Genomic DNA, 16,432 nt, shown 5'->3' on the forward strand with positions numbered 1-16,432 from the left:
TCGGTCCGGTTGTCGAAGGAACAGCCCGATGTTATATCACAGCCCCCCATTTCACTGCCCGCAGGAGCCGTCATGCCAAGCCATTCTTCCCCACTGCCCTGCTCGATCCTTTTGCTGGCCGGCGGCCGTGGCCAGCGCATGGGCGGCCTCGACAAGGGTTTGCTGGACTGGCACGGGCAGCCGCTGATCGCGCACCTGCATCGCCTGGTGCGGCCGTTGACCGACGACCTGATCATCTCCTGCAATCGCAACCAGGCGCAGTACGCGGCCTACGCCGATCAATTGGTCGGCGATGACAGCCCCGACTTTCCAGGGCCACTGGCCGGCATTCGCGCAGGACTGGCGGTGGCGCAGCATGGGCATCTGCTGGTATTGCCGTGCGATGTGCCGCAGATCGATGCACGATTGCTCGCCGACCTGCGCAGCACGGCGCAGCAAAACCCGTTACTGCCGGTGATGGTGCGCCACGGCGATTTCTGGGAACCGCTGCTCTGCGTGATCCCCACTTCGCTGCGCGAGCCCTTCGAACGGGCCTGGGCAGCCGGCGAGCGCAGCCCGCGCCAGATCATGCAGGCGCTGGGGGCCAAGGCCCTGGATTGCCCCGCCGACGATCCGCGCCTGGCCAACCTCAATACACCGGAGTTGTTGCACCGCCCGCCCAGCGTGTCAGAATGAGCGTCGAACAAGGAACTTTGCCGACGTTACACACGTCACAAGGTCAGTACTCAACAAAGCATTCTCTCGGAGACAAACTCATGACTCAACGGACCATCGCCGCTCTCATGCTTGCACTGGGCCTCGCTACCCTTGCCGGTTGCGCCTCGCCGACAGTGATCACCCTGAATGACGGTCGCGAAATCCAGGCCGTCGACACTCCTAAATTCGACAAGTCCACCGGCTTCTACGAATTCGAACAGCTGGATGGCAAGCGCACCCAGATCAACAAGGATCAGGTTCGCACCGTTAAAGACCTGTAAGTCTTAACGCCAGATACAAAAAAGCCCGCGTAATGCGGGCTTTTTCGTTGCTGGGATTTACCAGTCCAGGCTGATCTCGCTGCGAAAGTCGCGCTCAAGGCCGGTGACCGGGTCGATGAAACGCACCCCTTGGGCCAGCAGCTTGAGCGGGTTGGCGTAGTCGTCCTCGGCATCCTTGATAACGTCGGGGTAGAACGGATCGTTGCAGATACTCGCGCCCAGGGCCGTCATGTGCACCCGCAACTGATGCTTCTTGCCGGTCACCGGAAACAGGCCATAGCGCCACAGGTCGCCATTCTTTTCCCGCACCTCGACCGCCGTCTCGGTGTTGCTCGCCCCCTCGCCTTCCTGCATGCGAAAGAACGGCTCGCCATCCACCAGCCGGCTTTTGTGTACCAGCGGAAAAGTCAGCCCAGGCAATGCCGGGGCAATGGCTTCGTAGAACTTGTCGATCTTGCGCGTGGGAAACAGCTGTTGATACGCCGAGCGCGTCTGGGGGTTGGCCGAAAACAGCACCAGCCCTGCGGTATGCCGATCAATGCGATGCAGCGGCACCAGCGCCGGGTTGTCGAGGCGACGGATCAAACGCCGCAACAGGGTCTGCTCGACGTATTCACCGGCAGGCGTGACCGGCAGGAAATGCGGCTTGTCGGCTACCACCAGGTGTTCATCGGCGTACAGGATCGTCTCCTGCACCGGGATTACTTTCTCGTTCGGTACTTCGCGAAAGTAGTAGATGCACAGGCCTTCGCGGTAGGCGAGGTCCTGATTGATGGGAGTGCCATTGATGTCCAGCACCCTGCCCCGGGCGATGCGGTCCAGCCATTGCTCACGGCTGATGGCCTGGAAGTGCTCACACAGGCAATCCAGCACGGTGGCCCAGGCGCCTGGCGGCAGGTACAAGGTGCTGGCTTGGTGCTGGGCAGCGGAAAAAACGGACATGGCAGGCTCAAGACGTGGACATACAGGCGCACATTATCCCGCATGCTGCCGGATCAGGCCCAGCACAGATTCAGGCCTTGGCCAATTCCGCGCGCAACACCGGTGACGCACTGGCCGCCTCGGTGAATTCCTTGAGCCAGCGCAGCACATCCACCGCTTCCCAGCGGCCCGGGTCGTAAAGCGCATACAGCAAGCCCTGGTAACCCACCACATCCAGCTGCTTGTGATAACCCGCGCGCTGGAACAGCGCCTCGATCTCGGCAAAGCAGGTGTTGAAATGCACTTTGTTAAACGGCGTCTTGCCTTCCGTGACCAGGCCATCGAGGCGCAGCTCGTTCACCGCGTCGCGCACGACGTCGGCGGACATGCGATTGACGCTGCTTTTCAGTTGTTCAACATTCACCACGGGCGTTCCCTCTCATTCAATCGCTGTACAAACATACAGTAACCGAATAATCGGGAACTCGCCATCGCCGAGTGCTAGCTAAGAAAGTTCACTACCTGCGCTTCGTCGAACGGCCACTCCAGCTCCGCGCCCGTGTCCACCCGGCGCAGCACCGGAATCCGCAGGCCGTAGGCTTCATACAGGGCCTCGGAATCGGCGATATCCACCAACTCCACCAGCAGGCCGTGTTCGACCAACGGCATGATTTCGGCTTCGGCAAACTCACACAGATGGCAGCCCAGGGTGCCGAACAACTGACATTCAGGAAGCATGGCAACGGGTCCAAGAAGAATCAGGCACCTATTCTAACAGCGTCGGGACACTGCAAAAGCCTGACCCAGATCAGCATGGCGTATAACTGATTCAGCGACTCTCGCGACTTTTTTCCCGTAATACCTGCAATGGAGCTGCATGTGTTTGCCAACCTGCTGATTATCCTGGCCTCCTCCCTGGTGGTGATTGCGCTGTTTCGTCGCCTGCAACTGCCGCCGGTGCTGGGCTATCTGTGTGTTGGCCTGGCCGTGGGCCCCACCGCCCTCGACTGGGTCAATGACAGCGAAGAGTTGCCAGACCTTGCCGAACTGGGTGTGGTGTTCCTGCTGTTTTCCCTGGGCCTGGAGTTTTCTCTCAACAAAATGCTCAGCCTGCGCCGGGTGGTGTTTGGCTTGGGCAGCCTGCAGGTACTGTGCTGCGGGTTGCTGCTGGGCGGTTTGCTGGCACTGTTCGGCCTGTCGCCGACCACCGCGCTGTTGCTCGGTGCGGGACTGGCACTGTCGTCCACCGCCATCGTCAGCAAGGAGCTGACCAGCCTTGGCGAAATCTTCAGCAGCCATGGCCAGAACGCGATTGGGGTATTGCTGTTCCAGGATGTAGTGGCCGTATTGCTGCTGACCCTCGTGCCAGTGTTCGCCGGTAACAGCGAGCAAGCCTGGTACTGGGCATTGCCACTGACCCTGGGCAAAACCGTGGTGCTGTTCCTCGGCCTGCTGCTGGCCAGCCGCTGGTTGCTGCCGCGTTTGTTCCGTGAGGTGGCGGCGTCCCATTCGGCCGAATTGTTCGTGCTGCTGGCACTGGTGATCGTACTGCTCACCGCCTGGCTGACCCACTTGCTGGGCCTGTCCCCGGCACTCGGTGCGTTTCTCGCCGGCATGCTGCTGGGGGAAAGCCATTACCGCCATCAGATCGAAGCCGATATCCGACCGTTTCGCGACATCCTGCTAGGACTGTTTTTTGTCAGCATCGGCATGCTGATCGACCTGCAACTGTTCGTCAGTCATAGCCTGTTGATTCTCGGCCTGACCCTCACGCTGATGTTCATCAAAGGCTGTGTGGTCGCGCTATTGGTGCGACTGCGCGGCAGCGACGGTGAAACCGCCTGGCGCAGCGGCCTGGCGCTGGCCCAGGGCGGCGAGTTCTGTTTCGCCTTGATGGCGCAAATGCAGCAAAGCCGCCTGCTGCCCGCCGACATCAGCGGCCTGCTGCTGGCTGCCACCTTCTGCTCGATGCTATTGACTCCGCTGTTGCTCAGGGCTGCACCCGCGATTGCCCTGCGCCTGCACCGCAAGCCCAACCAGCAAGTACAGCTTGAAGAGATTACGGCCCTGAATGCCGAGCTGCGCGACCACGCGGTGATCTGCGGCTACGGCCGGGTTGGCCAGTCCATCGGGCGCTTCCTGCACCGTGAACAACAGGCGTTCATTGCCCTTGATGACGACCCGGAGCGAGTCCAGGAAGCGTCTACCGAAGACAGCGCCGTGCATTACGGCGACTGCCGCCGTGGCGCCCTGCTCAGCGCGGTCGGCCTGGAACGTGCGCGCCTGGTGGTGATCGCGGTGGACAACAGCGACGTCGCCCTGGCCGTGCTCAACGAAGCGCGGCGGATCAACCTGACCGTGCCGATCCTGGTACGCACCCGCGACGACAGTCAGCTGGCCGAACTGAAAGCCGCCGGCGCCACTGAAGTGGTGCCCGAGTTGCTGGAGTCGAGCCTGATGCTCGCCTCCCATGCGTTGATCCTGCTGGGGTTGTCGGAGCAGCAGGTGCAAGGCCGTGTCGATGAAGTGCGCCAGAGCCGGTACCGCCTGTTACATGGCTGCAACCAGAACGAAGGGGACGCGCCCCTCAATCCTGACTGACCGCGCCAATCTTGTGGATCGACAAATCCGCGCCGTAATACTCTTCTTCCTGACTCAAGCGCAGGCCATGCACGCGTTTGATCACGCCATACACCAGGAAGCCGCCGGCCAGGGCTACCACTACCCCCAGCGCGGTGCCGATCAACTGGCTGATCAGGCTCACGCCGCCCAAACCGCCCAGGGCGGTATGGCCGAAGATCCCGCAGGCAATCCCGCCCCACACGCCGCACAGCCCGTGCAACGGCCATACACCCAGCACATCGTCGATTTTCCAGCGATCCTGGGCGGCAATGAAGAACCAGACGAACAAGCCGCCCGCCACCACGCCGGTCACCAACGCGCCCACCGGGTGCATCAGGTCGGAACCGGCACAGATCGCCACCAACCCGGCCAATGGACCGTTGTGCAAGAAGCCTGGGTCGTTACGGCCGATCACCAATGCCGCTACCGTGCCACCGACCATCGCCATCAACGAATTGACCGCCACCAGCCCACTGACCCCGGACAGGGTTTGCGCACTCATGACGTTGAAGCCGAACCAGCCGACAATCAAGATCCACGAGCCCAACGCGAGAAATGGAATGCTCGACGGCGCGAACGCCACCAGGCGCCCTTCCCGATAACGCCCCTGCCTTGGCCCCAGCAACAGCACCGCCGCCAGCGCCAGCCAGCCGCCCATGGCGTGCACCACGACGCTGCCGGCAAAGTCATGGAAGCTGGCGCCGAAGGTGGCCAGCAACCAGGCTTGCAGGCCGTAGTTGCCGTTCCACACCATGCCTTCGAAAAACGGGTAGATGAAGGCTACGATCAACGCAGTGGCACACAGTTGCGGAACAAACCGTGCACGCTCGGCGATTCCCCCGGAAATGATCGCCGGGATCGCCGCCGCGAAGGTCAGCAGGAAGAAGAACTTCACCAGGCCGTAGCCGTGGTCGGCGCTGATCACCGCCGCCGGTTGCATGAAGGTCACGCCGTAGGAGATCCAATAGCCTATAAAGAAATAGGCCAGTGTGGAAATCGCGAAGTCGCTGAGGATTTTCGACAGGGCATTGACCTGGTTCTTCTGGCGCACCGTGCCGACTTCCAGGAAGGCAAAGCCGGCGTGCATGGCCAGGACCATGACCGCACCAATCAGAATGAACAGCGTGTTGGAGCTGTGGACGAGGGTGTCCACCGCGCTTTGCAAATTTTCCATGGAGGATGGCAGGCCTGCACATGCAGGAAAAAGCACCAAAGCAGTTCATGACCTTCATGATGCGCACTAAATTGGCACCAGCGGTCCGACCCTCGTTTGAGGCCGTGAACCGCTTTGGCGCAGCGATCATTGAAAAAGGCAGAATCCGACAGGGTTTTTCCGCGAGTTTTAGTTATTTAGGGTAAGGTTTTTCAGGGTTTGAGCCCCAACCGCCCGGATTCAGCGCAAGGCCCCGGGCCTGCGCACCAAGGCAAAGCAAAAGCTGTACCAGACAATTGCAGTGAACCTTCACCGACACCGGTGACTCGAAACCAGAAGTAAACAGACCAGCCACTCACGGAGATAACCATGGCCAGAAAAACGGCAAAGACTGCTCAAGAAATACTGATGGCGGATTTTCAAACCCTGGTCAGCGATACCGAGAAGCTGCTGGACGACACGGCCATCCTCGCCGGTGACCAGGCTGACGAGCTTCGCAGCAAGATTCACGAAAGCCTGCTCAAGGCCCGTGAAACCCTGCAACTGACCGAGGACTCCCTGCGCGAACGCGGCCAGGCGGCGGTCACGGCCACTGAAGACTATGTGCAGGCCAACCCCTGGCAGTCCGTCGGCATTGCGGCCGGCGTGGGCTTTTTGATCGGCCTGCTGGCTACAAGGCGCTAATCATGTCTATCGGCGAATCCGGCTCGTCCACGGGCCCAAGTTCTACTTCACGGCGCCTGGGCGCGGCTGTCCTGGGTTTGCTGCACAGCCATGTCGAGCTGTTCGGCATCGAGTTGCAGGAGCAGAAAGCCCGCACCGTCAGCCTGTTGCTGTTCGCCGGCCTGGCGCTGGTGTTTGCCTTGCTGTTGCTGGTGGGTTTGTCGGCGCTGGTGATGATTCTGGTGTGGGATACCTACCGCCTGACCGGGATTATCAGCCTGTGTGTGTTCTACATACTGGCCGCAGCATTCTGCGGGTTGCGCCTGAAGGCGGCGGTGTTCGATGAGTCCACGCCGTTCCACGCCACCCTCGAAGAGCTGGCCAACGACCGGGAGCGCCTGCTGCCATGAGCATGACTGAATTGCCGCAAAACACTTCCCGACGAGAAATGCGCAAGGCGTTGATCCGCCTGCGCATGGAAATGCACCGCCAGGAAATCCGTCACGAGTCCCAGCAACTGATGCTGCCGCTGCAAAAGGTCCGCAACATGGGCCTGAGCTGGCAGGACGGTTTTGGCATCAAGCACGCGCCGCTGTGGGGCGTGGGCGTGGTGACGCTGCTGGGGTTTCTCACCGGCAAAGGCGCCAAGGGCGGCGGAATCGGCACCATGACCCGCCTGGTGCGGCTGGGTGCCGGCCTGATCCCGCTGATCAAACTGGCCATGCAAGGTGCTTCGCGCAAAAGTTGAGCGTGCTGGCTGCATTCTTGCAAACAGATCAGGCCCGGCCCTCTCCATTGAGGGCCGGGCCTTTTTTATTTCCGGTCTTTTAAGGAGGCCCCGTGATCGACGGGCAACCGCTCGCCTGCTTCCAGCCATTCATCGACACCGCCACCGGCCGCATCGCCGGCGTAGAAGCCCTGGGCCGCCTACGCCAGGCGAATGGCCAACTGCGCTCGGTGGGTCCGCTGTTCGCCGACCCGCGTACGCCCTCGGTGGCCTTGCGCCGCCTGGACCGGCAGATCCGTGACAATGCCCTGAGCCGCCTGCATGAAGCCCCGCAGGAGTGGTTCCTCAGCCTGAATATCTCGCCACGCTGGATCACCCGCCTGCGCCCGGGCCAGGCACTGCCGAGCCTGAAGCAATTGCAACTGCATAACGTCGACCCGCGCCGCATCGTGTTCGAGATCACTGAACTGGGCGGCGATATCCTGCGCCTGGCCGAAGTCGTCGAGCGCTACCGCGAGGCCGGCGCGCGGATTGCCATTGATGACTTCGGCGCCGGCTATTCGCAGCTGGACCGGGTGCTGGCCTTGCAGCCGGACATTCTCAAGCTGGACATGCGCCTGTTCCAGGCCGCGGCCCGCGGTGGCCCGAGCGGTGAGGTGGTACGGGCACTGGCGCAAATGGCGGAAAAAACCGGCTGCTGGATCATCGCCGAAGGGGTGGAAACCGAGGCCCAGCTGAATTTCGCCCTGGAATGCGGTTCGCGTTATGTCCAGGGCTACCTGTTCGCCCAGGCCCAACTGGACTGGTTCGACACCGACGCATTCGTGCCGCGCTTCGCCCAGTTGCGCACCGGCTATGTCCAACAGAAGCTCGCCGAACGTGGCCGGATCATGCAACTGCGCCAGCAACTGGCGGAGCTGATGCAGATCCTGCAAACCTGGGCCCACACCCGCGCACCGCTGAGCCACCTGCCGCAATTGCCGGCGTTTCCCTGGCTGCTGCGTTTTTACCAGTGCGACCGGCATGGCACGCAACTGACACCCAACTTCGAATGGCACCAGGGCGCCTGGCAAGCCGACAGCCGCTACCTGGGCCACAACTGGTCATGGCGTCCGTATTTTTATCATCTGCTGGCCGAGGGTTGGGAGGAGCGGCGGCTGACCCTGTCCTCAACCTATCGCGATGCCACGACCAACCAGTACTGCCTGACTGCCGGACAATTCTTTGATAACGGTCAGCGCTTGCTGTTAATCGATATCGACGCCGCCGGCCTGTAGTTTTTCGCTTGCGAAGGCCTGGCTGAACCGGGAAGCTGGGAGCCGTCATTCACCGCACGGAGAGTACCCGCCTTGGATTGGCCCACCCTGCTTACCCGCGAACGCCTTGGAAAACCCCTGCACAGCCCGGAAGAACTGGGGCGCAGTCCGTTTCACAAAGACCATGACCGCATCATCTTTTCCGGTGCGTTTCGCCGCCTGGGCCGCAAGACGCAAGTGCACCCGGTGACCAGCAACGATCACATCCACACCCGGCTGACCCACTCCCTGGAAGTCAGTTGCGTGGGACGATCCCTGGGCATGCGCGTAGGCGAGACCATCCGCAGTGCCCTGCCCGACTGGTGCGACCCGAGCGACCTGGGCATGGTGGTGCAGTCGGCCTGCCTGGCCCATGACATCGGCAACCCACCCTTCGGCCATTCCGGCGAGGACGCGATCCGGCACTGGTTCCAGCAAGCTTCAGGCCGTGGCTGGCTGGATGACATGAGCAGCGCCGAACGCAATGACTTCCTCAATTTCGAAGGCAATGCCCAGGGCTTCCGGGTACTCACGCAACTGGAATACCACCAGTTTGATGGTGGCACCCGCCTGACCTACGCCACCTTGGGCACCTACCTGAAATACCCCTGGACCGCCCGCCACGCCGACTCCCTGGGCTACAAGAAACACAAGTTCGGCTGCTACCAGAGCGAGCTGCCGATCCTGGAGCAGATCGCCCAGAAGCTCGGCTTGCCGCAGTTGGAAGAACAACGCTGGGCCCGGCACCCGCTGGTGTACCTGATGGAGGCGGCCGACGATATCTGCTACGCGTTGATCGACCTCGAAGACGGCCTGGAAATGGAGCTGCTGGAATACGCCGAGGTCGAGTCACTGCTGCTGGACCTGGTGGGCGACGACTTGCCGCAAACCTATCGGCAACTCGGCCCGCTGGATTCCCGGCGACGCAAGCTGGCGATCCTGCGAGGCAAGGCCATCGAACACCTGACCAACGCCGCGGCCCGGGCGTTCGTCGAACAACAGGACGCGCTGCTGGCCGGCACCCTGCCGGGGGACCTGGTGGAACATATGCACGGCCCGGCCAAGCGCTGCGTGCTGGATGCCAAGGACATGGCCCGCAAGAAGATTTTCCAGGACAAGCGCAAGACCCTGCATGAGATCGGCGCCTACACCACCCTGGAAATCCTCTTGAATGCCTTCTGCGGCGCGGCCCTGGAACAACATGGCGGTCGCACCCCGTCGTTCAAGAACCGACGCATCCTCGACCTGTTGGGCAATAGCGCCCCGGATCCCTCCTGGTCATTGCACGCGTCCTTCCTGCGCATGATCGACTTTATCGCCGGCATGACTGACAGCTACGCCAGCGAGATGGCCCGCGAGATGACCGGCCGCTCCAGCCCGCAATAAATCGGAGCCCTGGCTGATGGCCAGGGCGACTTTTCAAAGAATCGCCCTACGCACGGAACAGAGCGGCCTGATCGAAGTTCTTCCCCGCCGCGATGAATAATCGCGCGCCCTGACCGCAGTCTTTCGACCTGCTCCTGCGCCCTATAGCTGGCGGGCCCATTAACTTCTTACTACACGCCCTGGTGGAGCGTCTTCAGGGCTCTTGTCCATTCCATGGAAAAAACCATGCTCGAACAACTTCGCATCCTGTTGGTGGAGGATCACCCCTTTCAATTGCTGGCCACCCAATGCCTGCTACGAAACTATGGCTACCACGACCTGGCACTGGCCGAGAATGCAGAACAGGCAATGCGGCTGATGACACAAACCGACGTGCCATTCGATATTCTGCTCTGTGATCAATGTTTGCCCGACTTGCCCGGGCTGGAGTTGATTGAAATTGCCAACCGCAGAGGCTTTATAAGGTCCGCGATATTGCTCAGCGGCCTGCCCGTCAATGAACTGGAACACCTGATGGCCCAGGCATCCCGACGCAACTTTCCATTACTTGGCTATTTGTCGAAGCCGTTAAGCCACCTTGAGCTGAATGAACTCATACGCCAATCACGCCTTACTCGCTCAACAGAAAAGTAGGAAGTTAAACACCCGGGCAATCCGAAAACGCCTCTTTATAACGCTGCCCTCTCACGACCAGTTACTTTTAAATTCCACCCACGCAAAACTCTTACACCCAAACAACAAACACCTCACAGAGCGTAATCCCTTGCTTTTTTTGATGTAGGATTATTCTTGTTTTACGTTTGTTCCACATCAAGTTCATCCTCCTTCATTGCCATGTGAGCTAATGTGCCGACTTTATTTGCGCCTGTATGGAATTTGATCATGAACTCAGTTTTTATTATTGACGACCACCCCGTCATCCGACTTGCCATTCGGATGTTGTTAGAACACGAAGGCTATAAAGTAGTGGGAGAAGCCGATAACGGTTGTGATGCGATACAAATGGTCAAGGAGTGTCAGCCTGACCTGATTATCCTTGATATCGGCATTCCGAAACTCGATGGCCTGGAAGTGCTGTGCCGGTTCAACGCAATGAGTACGCCGACCAAGACGTTAATACTCACTGCCCAGACCCCCAAGCTCTTTGCTACCCGGTGCATGCGCTCCGGCGCGGATGGCTATGTGTGCAAGGAAGGTGACTTGAGCGAACTGCTCAGTGCCATCAGGGCGGTCTTGTCAGGTTACAACTACTTCCCGAGCCAGGCCCTTAACGGCAGCACTAACGAAACGGATAACAATGAAGAGCTTGAACTGTTCAAAGTCGTCAACGATCGTGAACTCATGGTATTACAACTTTTTGCCCAAGGCCGGACAAACAAGGAAATCGCCAAGGGCATGTTTCTCAGCAACAAGACCGTCAGCACTTACAAAAAAAGGCTCATGCAAAAACTGAAAGCCAAATCCTTGGTAGAACTTATCGAGATGGCAAAACGTAACGCGCTAGTGTGAGAAATCGGATGCCCAGGCGATTAAAGGACTATCTAATCATATTAAGTATCGGGGTGTGCCTCAGCACTTCCGTGCCTGCCGAACAAACTGTTCCCGAGCAATATGCCCTGCTGGGGCGTGCCGGTGCCGTTCAACTGGACACCCCCCTGAACAAGACACAGCGCCAGTGGCTGCAGAACAAACGGGAACTGATACTGGGCACCTCTGCACCCGACTATCCGCCCTTCGACATCACCTCCAGCGGGCGTGATTATGAAGGGCTGACTGCCGATTACGCCGGGCTGCTGGCCAGGACACTGGCGATACCGCTCACCGTGTTGCGCTACTCCTCCCGTGAAGCCGCGATCCAGGCGCTGGCAAACGGCGAAATCGATTTTCTGGGGTCTGCCAACGGTTTTGAAGCGGCGAATCCCGACATCGTCCTGTCACTGCCCTACGCAGTGGATCAGCCGGTACTGGTGACCCGTGAAGGTGAGAACCGCGACCTTGGCGACGGCCTGGCCGGTCTGCGCCTGAGTCTTGTCTACCATTACCTGCCCATGGACGAAGTGCAGGCGCTGTACCCCAAGGCGACCATCCACGCCTACCCGTCCTATCAAAATGCCTTGAATGCCGTGGCATTCGACCAGGCTGACGTATTCCTGGGCGACACCATTTCCACTCACTACATGATCAACAAGGGCTACCTGAAAAATATCCGCATGGCCAACTTCGGCAAGCACGAGGCCCACGGGTTCAGCTTCGCCTTGCGCAAGGATCAACCCATTCTCCTGAGTATCATCGACTCAGTGCTCGATGGCGTATCAACCTATGAACGTGACAGCATCGCCAAGCGCTGGAGTGCGGGCAGCGACATTCTGCTGACCGACCGCAAGCTGCAACTGAGCCTGCGCGAAGAGCGCTGGCTCAAGGACAACCCCGTGGTGAAGGTGGTGGTCAATGAAACCCTCGCCCCCCTGACGTTCTTCGATACCGACGGCAAGTTCCGGGGCGTCACCGCCGACGTGCTGGAGCTGATCCGCCTGCGAACCGGCCTGCGCTTCGAGATTCAACACGTGCGTGACGTCGCCAACATGATGCAACTGGTGCAGACCGGCGCAGCCGACATCATCGGCGCAATTACCCCCAGTACCGGGCGCGAGTCCCAGTTGAACTTCAGCCGCCCCTACCTGGAAAACTCCTACGTATTACTGACCCGTAAAGAGCCGGGCGCGCCCACAAGCCTTCAAGAACTGGCCGGCAAGCGCCTGGCGATTACCCAGGGCAATCAGCTGGAAAAATTCCTGCAGCAGGCATTTGCCCAGATAAACCTGGTGGAAACCGGGGATACCTTCAAGGCATCGGAATTGCTGGCACAGGGGCAAGTCGACGGCGCAGTGAACCCTTTGGTGATCGCCAACTACCTGCTTTCTTCTCCGGCATTCCAGGACAAACTGCAGATCAGTTCCAGCATCGGCACGTTGCCTGCGACGTTTGCCCTGGCGACGTCCCGACACGCCACGGAGCTGAGTTCGATCCTGGACAAGGCACTGCTGAGTATCGCCCCGGATGAGATGGCGGCGATCAACAGCCGCTGGCGCGGCTACAACGCAGCGTCCGATGGCTACTGGCGCAATTACCATCGCCTGATTGCCCAGATCATCATCGGCACCGGGCTGCTGCTGTTGATTTCCCTGGCCTGGAACGGCTACCTGCAGCGCCAGATCAAGCACCGAAAACTGGCCGAGCGCGCCCTTAACGACCAGTTCGAGTTCATGCGGGCGCTGGTCAATGAAACGCCCCATCCGATCTACGTACGCGACCACAACGGCTATCTGCAGACCTGCAACGACAGCTACCTGCAGACGTTCGACATCAAGCGTGAAGACGTCATCGGCAAAAGCATCACGCAGATGAGCATGGCCCTTGAGACGGAGGCGGCGCAGTACCATGCCGACTACCAGCGGGTAGTGGCCGAGGGTAAACCGTTGATCCTTGATCGCACCCTGCACGTGCACGGGAAAAAACTCACGATCTACCACTGGATCCTCCCCTACCGCGACTCCGTGGGCGAGGTCCAGGGCATCATTGGCGGCTGGATCGATATCAGCGAACGGCGCCAGTTGTTCGACGAGTTGCGCGCCGCCAAGGAACGCGCCGACGAGGCCAATCGCGCGAAAAGCACGTTCCTGGCCACCATGAGCCACGAAATCCGCACGCCGATGAACGCCGTCATTGGCATGCTGGAATTGACACTCAAGCGCGCCGATCAGGGTCATCTTGATCGCCCTGCGATCGAGGTCGCCTACAACTCGGCCAAGGACCTGCTGGAGTTGATTGGCGACATTCTGGACATTGCACGTATCGAGTCCGGTCGATTGAGCCTGGCCCCGGAGCGGGTCAACCTGCGCGAAGTCATCGAGTCGGTGGTCCGCGTGTTCGATGGCCTGGCGCGCCAGAAAACCCTGAGCCTGGTGCTGGAGTTCACCCCCGATGTCGAGGATACCGACGTACTGATCGACCCTCTGCGGTTCAAGCAGGTGCTCTCGAACCTGGTGAGCAATGCGATCAAGTTCACTGAACGCGGGCAGGTGAAGATCAAGGTGCAGCTGAAGGCGACCGGGCAACCTCAACAGATCGAGATGAAACTGGTAGTGGAGGACACCGGCATCGGGATCAATCGCGAAGACCAGCTACGCCTGTTCGAGCCGTTCGCCCAGGCCGACAACTCCGGGCACCTGGCCAGGAGCGGCGCCGGCCTTGGCCTGGTGATCTGTCGCAGCCTGTGCGCCATGATGGGCGGGCAATTGAGCCTGAGCAGCGTGCCCATGGTAGGCACCCAGGTCCACGTCAGCCTGAAGATGACCAGCCTGCCGCCGGTCAAGGCCGTAGACAAGCTCGAACCGGCCGCAGCCACGCCGGCGCCAGTACTCAACGTGCTGGTGGTGGATGACCATCCGGCCAACCGCTTGCTGATGTGCCAGCAACTGGGGTTCCTGGGGCATCAGTTCACCGCGGCCCATCATGGTGCTGCGGGGTTCCAGGCCTGGCGCCAGGAACACTTCGACCTGGTCATTGCCGACTGCAATATGCCGATCATGAACGGCTACGAATTGAGTCACTCCATTCGCGAGTATGAGGAGCGCGAGCAGAAAACCCCGTGCGTGATACTCGGCTTCACCGCCAACGCGCAGCCCGAGGAGAAACAACGCTGCTTTGACGCCGGCATGAATGACTGCCTGTTCAAACCCATCAGTCTTACTGCGCTGGAACAGCACCTGGCGCAGGTCGATCCGCTGCCCACCCGCAACGTGTTTACCCTGCAAAGCCTGGACGCGATGACGGGCGGTGACCCACAGTTGAGCCGGCGTTTGCTCGAGGAGTTGCTCAGCAGCAGCCGGAATGATCGGGTCGAGCTGATGGCCATGCTGGCACGGCAAGCCGCGCCCGGCGACCTGATCGACCAGGCCCACAAGATCAAGGGCGCCGCCCGGATCATCCAGGCCGATACCTTGTCCGGACAATGCGAAGCGTTGGAGCAGGCGTGTGGCGAACGCGAGACACCACACGTTATCGAGGCGGGCATCAAGGCAATAGAGAAATCCATGCTTGAGCTGGAGAGGATGCTGCAGATGCAACTGGACGTGCTGGACTGTCGATAGCCTGCAGGAGCGAACTTGCTCGCTCCTGCAGGAGACTCACCCCATCAACAATCGGTCAACCGCAGGAAAATCGCCGCCAACTGCTCGATGCCGGCCTGATCCTGCGGGGTAAACCGCGACAGCGATGGGCTGTCCAGGTCGAGCACACCAATCAAGCGCCCGTCCTTGACCAACGGGACGACCAACTCGCTGTTGGACGCACTGTCACAGGCGATATGCCCCGGGAACGCGTGCACGTCTTCCACCCGCTGGGTTTGCCGCGAGGCCGCTGCCGCGCCGCACACACCGCGACCGAACGGAATGCGCACACAGGCGATCTGCCCCTGGAACGGCCCGAGCACCAGCTCTTCATTGCGGTTGAGGTAGAAGCCTGCCCAGTTCAAATCATCCAGCTGGTTGAACAGAAACGCAGAAAACTGCGCGGCATTGGCAATGAAATCCCGCTCATCCGCCAACAGCGATTCCAGCTGCGCATGCAGCATGGCGTAGCCATCGAGGCCGGTTCCAGCCTGTTGCAAATCAATCATGGTTGACGCTCCAACAACTTGAGGCCCACCCAGTAGCGGGCGAACTGATAGGCACAACGGCCGTTGCGATTACCGCGCCCGGTGGCCCAGCGCACGGCGAGGATGTCCAACTCTTCATCGCGTTGCCACTGCAGACCGGCCTTACTCGCCAACTCACCGATCCAGTGCTCGACCACATCCAGGAAGTGCTCCTGATTGAACGGGTAAAACGACAGCCACAAACCGAAACGGTCAGACAGGGCAATCTTGTCCTCCACCGCTTCGTTGGGATGCAGCTCGCCGTCTATGGTCTTCCAGTTCTCGTTATCGCTCTGGTTCTCGGGCACCAGGTGACGACGGTTGGAGGTGGCATACAACAGGACGTTTTCCGGCGCCTGCTCCAGGGAGCCGTCGAGTACGCTCTTGAGTACACGATAATCGCTCTCGCCGGCTTCGAAAGACAGGTCATCGCAGAACAACACAAAGCGTTGTGGCAATTTGGTCAGTTGCTCGACCACCCGCGGCAAGTCTGCCAGGTGATCGCGCTCGATCTCGATCAGGCGCAGCCCGGCCTTGGCGTGCTGGGCCAGCAAGGCGCGCACCATGGACGATTTACCGGTGCCGCGCGAGCCCCAGAGCAGCGCATGGTTGGCCGGCAGGCCGTCGAGAAACTGTTGGGTGTTACGGGCCAATTGTTCGCGCTGTTTATCCACGCCGATCAGGTCGGACAGGCGCATATCCAGGCTGACTTCCAGTGGCAATAAAAAGCCGCTGCGACCTTCGCGCTGCCAACGGGCAGCCAGGCAATGGTTCCAGTCAACGGCTTCGCGCGGGGCAGGCAACAAGGGCTCCAGGCGAGCCAGTACCGCGTCGGCACGCTCAAGAAAGGCATTCAATCGAGAATCCACGACTATTCCTCTGGCAAGTTCTTGTAAAAGATGGCGTATTGGCAACCCTGAGGCAGACCGTGCAGGGCTGCACCGAATAAAATCGATTCATGCCGGGCAAGTTTGAGCCTGTGGATGTTCAGCT

At 60.2% G+C, this 16,432-nt stretch carries 17 protein-coding genes; 11 read left to right on the forward strand and 6 right to left on the reverse strand.

The window, feature by feature from the left end:
* The first annotated feature begins 72 nt into the window (after positions 1-72).
* Both mobA and HX817_RS15625 read left to right on the forward strand, forming a co-directional pair.
* Positions 73-675, forward strand: coding sequence for a molybdenum cofactor guanylyltransferase MobA (gene mobA / locus HX817_RS15620; protein WP_177035739.1), 603 nt, complete (start codon positions 73-75; stop codon positions 673-675).
* 80 nt (positions 676-755) lie between these two features.
* Positions 756-977 (forward strand): YgdI/YgdR family lipoprotein, encoded by a 222-nt coding sequence (locus HX817_RS15625; protein WP_003209090.1) that lies wholly within the window; start codon positions 756-758, stop codon positions 975-977.
* A gap of 57 nt (positions 978-1,034) precedes the next feature.
* On the opposite strand, the gene HX817_RS15630 is transcribed toward HX817_RS15625, so the two are convergent.
* From HX817_RS15630 to HX817_RS15640, 3 genes are all read right to left on the reverse strand, one after another.
* Positions 1,035-1,919: a pseudouridine synthase gene (locus tag HX817_RS15630; RefSeq protein ID WP_177028920.1), complete on the reverse strand. Its 885-nt coding sequence runs from the start codon at positions 1,917-1,919 to the stop codon at positions 1,035-1,037.
* Between the two features lie 70 nt (positions 1,920-1,989).
* Positions 1,990-2,325 (reverse strand): hypothetical protein, encoded by a 336-nt coding sequence (locus HX817_RS15635; RefSeq protein WP_003209087.1) that lies wholly within the window; start codon positions 2,323-2,325, stop codon positions 1,990-1,992.
* Positions 2,326-2,399: 74 nt separating this feature from the next.
* Positions 2,400-2,636: a glutaredoxin family protein gene (locus HX817_RS15640; RefSeq protein WP_087694778.1), complete on the reverse strand. Its 237-nt coding sequence runs from the start codon at positions 2,634-2,636 to the stop codon at positions 2,400-2,402.
* A 141-nt stretch (positions 2,637-2,777) separates the two neighbouring features.
* On the opposite strand from HX817_RS15640, the gene HX817_RS15645 reads away from it, so the two are divergent.
* Positions 2,778-4,499 carry a monovalent cation:proton antiporter-2 (CPA2) family protein gene (locus HX817_RS15645; protein WP_087694777.1) on the forward strand — a complete coding sequence of 574 codons (1,722 nt, stop codon included), beginning with the start codon at positions 2,778-2,780 and terminating at the stop codon, positions 4,497-4,499.
* Here HX817_RS15645 and HX817_RS15650 read toward each other — a convergent pair.
* Positions 4,486-5,694: an ammonium transporter gene (locus HX817_RS15650; protein ID WP_177040536.1), complete on the reverse strand. Its 1,209-nt coding sequence runs from the start codon at positions 5,692-5,694 to the stop codon at positions 4,486-4,488. The genes HX817_RS15645 and HX817_RS15650 overlap by 14 nt on opposite strands.
* A 348-nt stretch (positions 5,695-6,042) precedes the next feature.
* Between HX817_RS15650 and HX817_RS15655 the strand changes: the two genes are divergently transcribed.
* From HX817_RS15655 to HX817_RS15690, 8 genes are all read left to right on the forward strand, one after another.
* Positions 6,043-6,357, forward strand: coding sequence for a YqjD family protein (locus HX817_RS15655; RefSeq protein ID WP_003209080.1), 315 nt, complete (start codon positions 6,043-6,045; stop codon positions 6,355-6,357).
* A 2-nt stretch (positions 6,358-6,359) separates the two neighbouring features.
* Positions 6,360-6,746 (forward strand): phage holin family protein, encoded by a 387-nt coding sequence (locus tag HX817_RS15660; RefSeq protein WP_003209078.1) that lies wholly within the window; start codon positions 6,360-6,362, stop codon positions 6,744-6,746.
* Complete coding sequence (locus tag HX817_RS15665; RefSeq protein ID WP_177040537.1) at positions 6,743-7,084, forward strand: hypothetical protein; 342 nt, start codon at positions 6,743-6,745, stop codon at positions 7,082-7,084. Before HX817_RS15660 ends, HX817_RS15665 begins: the two co-directional genes overlap by 4 nt.
* 92 nt (positions 7,085-7,176) lie before the next feature.
* Positions 7,177-8,340 (forward strand): EAL domain-containing protein, encoded by a 1,164-nt coding sequence (locus HX817_RS15670; RefSeq protein ID WP_008432158.1) that lies wholly within the window; start codon positions 7,177-7,179, stop codon positions 8,338-8,340.
* Between the two features lie 72 nt (positions 8,341-8,412).
* A complete protein-coding gene (locus HX817_RS15675) occupies positions 8,413-9,744 on the forward strand; it encodes a deoxyguanosinetriphosphate triphosphohydrolase (RefSeq protein WP_003209075.1) in 1,332 nt (443 codons plus the stop codon).
* A 225-nt stretch (positions 9,745-9,969) separates the two neighbouring features.
* Positions 9,970-10,377 (forward strand): response regulator, encoded by a 408-nt coding sequence (locus tag HX817_RS15680; protein ID WP_003209073.1) that lies wholly within the window; start codon positions 9,970-9,972, stop codon positions 10,375-10,377.
* Positions 10,378-10,626: 249 nt separating this feature from the next.
* On the forward strand, positions 10,627-11,253 hold the full coding sequence (locus tag HX817_RS15685; protein WP_003209072.1) for a response regulator transcription factor: 627 nt from the start codon (positions 10,627-10,629) through the stop codon (positions 11,251-11,253).
* An 8-nt stretch (positions 11,254-11,261) separates the two neighbouring features.
* On the forward strand, positions 11,262-14,894 hold the full coding sequence (locus tag HX817_RS15690; RefSeq protein WP_102368450.1) for a transporter substrate-binding domain-containing protein: 3,633 nt from the start codon (positions 11,262-11,264) through the stop codon (positions 14,892-14,894).
* 44 nt (positions 14,895-14,938) lie between these two features.
* On the opposite strand, the gene HX817_RS15695 is transcribed toward HX817_RS15690, so the two are convergent.
* Together HX817_RS15695 and HX817_RS15700 are read right to left on the reverse strand one after the other, a co-directional pair.
* Positions 14,939-15,421, reverse strand: a complete 483-nt coding sequence (locus tag HX817_RS15695) for a GAF domain-containing protein (RefSeq protein ID WP_003209067.1) — start codon at positions 15,419-15,421, stop codon at positions 14,939-14,941.
* Complete coding sequence (locus HX817_RS15700; RefSeq protein ID WP_177040538.1) at positions 15,418-16,308, reverse strand: ATP-binding protein; 891 nt, start codon at positions 16,306-16,308, stop codon at positions 15,418-15,420. Before HX817_RS15700 ends, HX817_RS15695 begins: the two co-directional genes overlap by 4 nt.
* Positions 16,309-16,432 lie beyond the last annotated feature (124 nt).

This window comes from Pseudomonas sp. C6002 (assembly GCF_013385805.1).
Lineage (GTDB): Bacteria > Pseudomonadota > Gammaproteobacteria > Pseudomonadales > Pseudomonadaceae > Aquipseudomonas.

Bases quoted from the DNA above. Each gene is read 5' to 3' on its own strand.
- mobA (WP_177035739.1), top strand. From the start codon at position 73: ATGCCAAGCCATTCTTCCCCACTGCCCTGCTCGATCCTTTTGCTGGCC.
- HX817_RS15625 (WP_003209090.1), top strand. From the start codon at position 756: ATGACTCAACGGACCATCGCCGCTCTCATGCTTGCACTGGGCCTCGCT.
- HX817_RS15630 (WP_177028920.1), bottom strand. From the start codon at position 1,919: ATGTCCGTTTTTTCCGCTGCCCAGCACCAAGCCAGCACCTTGTACCTG.
- HX817_RS15640 (WP_087694778.1), bottom strand. From the start codon at position 2,636: ATGCTTCCTGAATGTCAGTTGTTCGGCACCCTGGGCTGCCATCTGTGT.
- HX817_RS15650 (WP_177040536.1), bottom strand. From the start codon at position 5,694: ATGGAAAATTTGCAAAGCGCGGTGGACACCCTCGTCCACAGCTCCAAC.
- HX817_RS15655 (WP_003209080.1), top strand. From the start codon at position 6,043: ATGGCCAGAAAAACGGCAAAGACTGCTCAAGAAATACTGATGGCGGAT.
- HX817_RS15660 (WP_003209078.1), top strand. From the start codon at position 6,360: ATGTCTATCGGCGAATCCGGCTCGTCCACGGGCCCAAGTTCTACTTCA.
- HX817_RS15665 (WP_177040537.1), top strand. From the start codon at position 6,743: ATGAGCATGACTGAATTGCCGCAAAACACTTCCCGACGAGAAATGCGC.
- HX817_RS15680 (WP_003209073.1), top strand. From the start codon at position 9,970: ATGCTCGAACAACTTCGCATCCTGTTGGTGGAGGATCACCCCTTTCAA.
- HX817_RS15685 (WP_003209072.1), top strand. From the start codon at position 10,627: ATGAACTCAGTTTTTATTATTGACGACCACCCCGTCATCCGACTTGCC.
- HX817_RS15690 (WP_102368450.1), top strand. From the start codon at position 11,262: ATGCCCAGGCGATTAAAGGACTATCTAATCATATTAAGTATCGGGGTG.
- HX817_RS15695 (WP_003209067.1), bottom strand. From the start codon at position 15,421: ATGATTGATTTGCAACAGGCTGGAACCGGCCTCGATGGCTACGCCATG.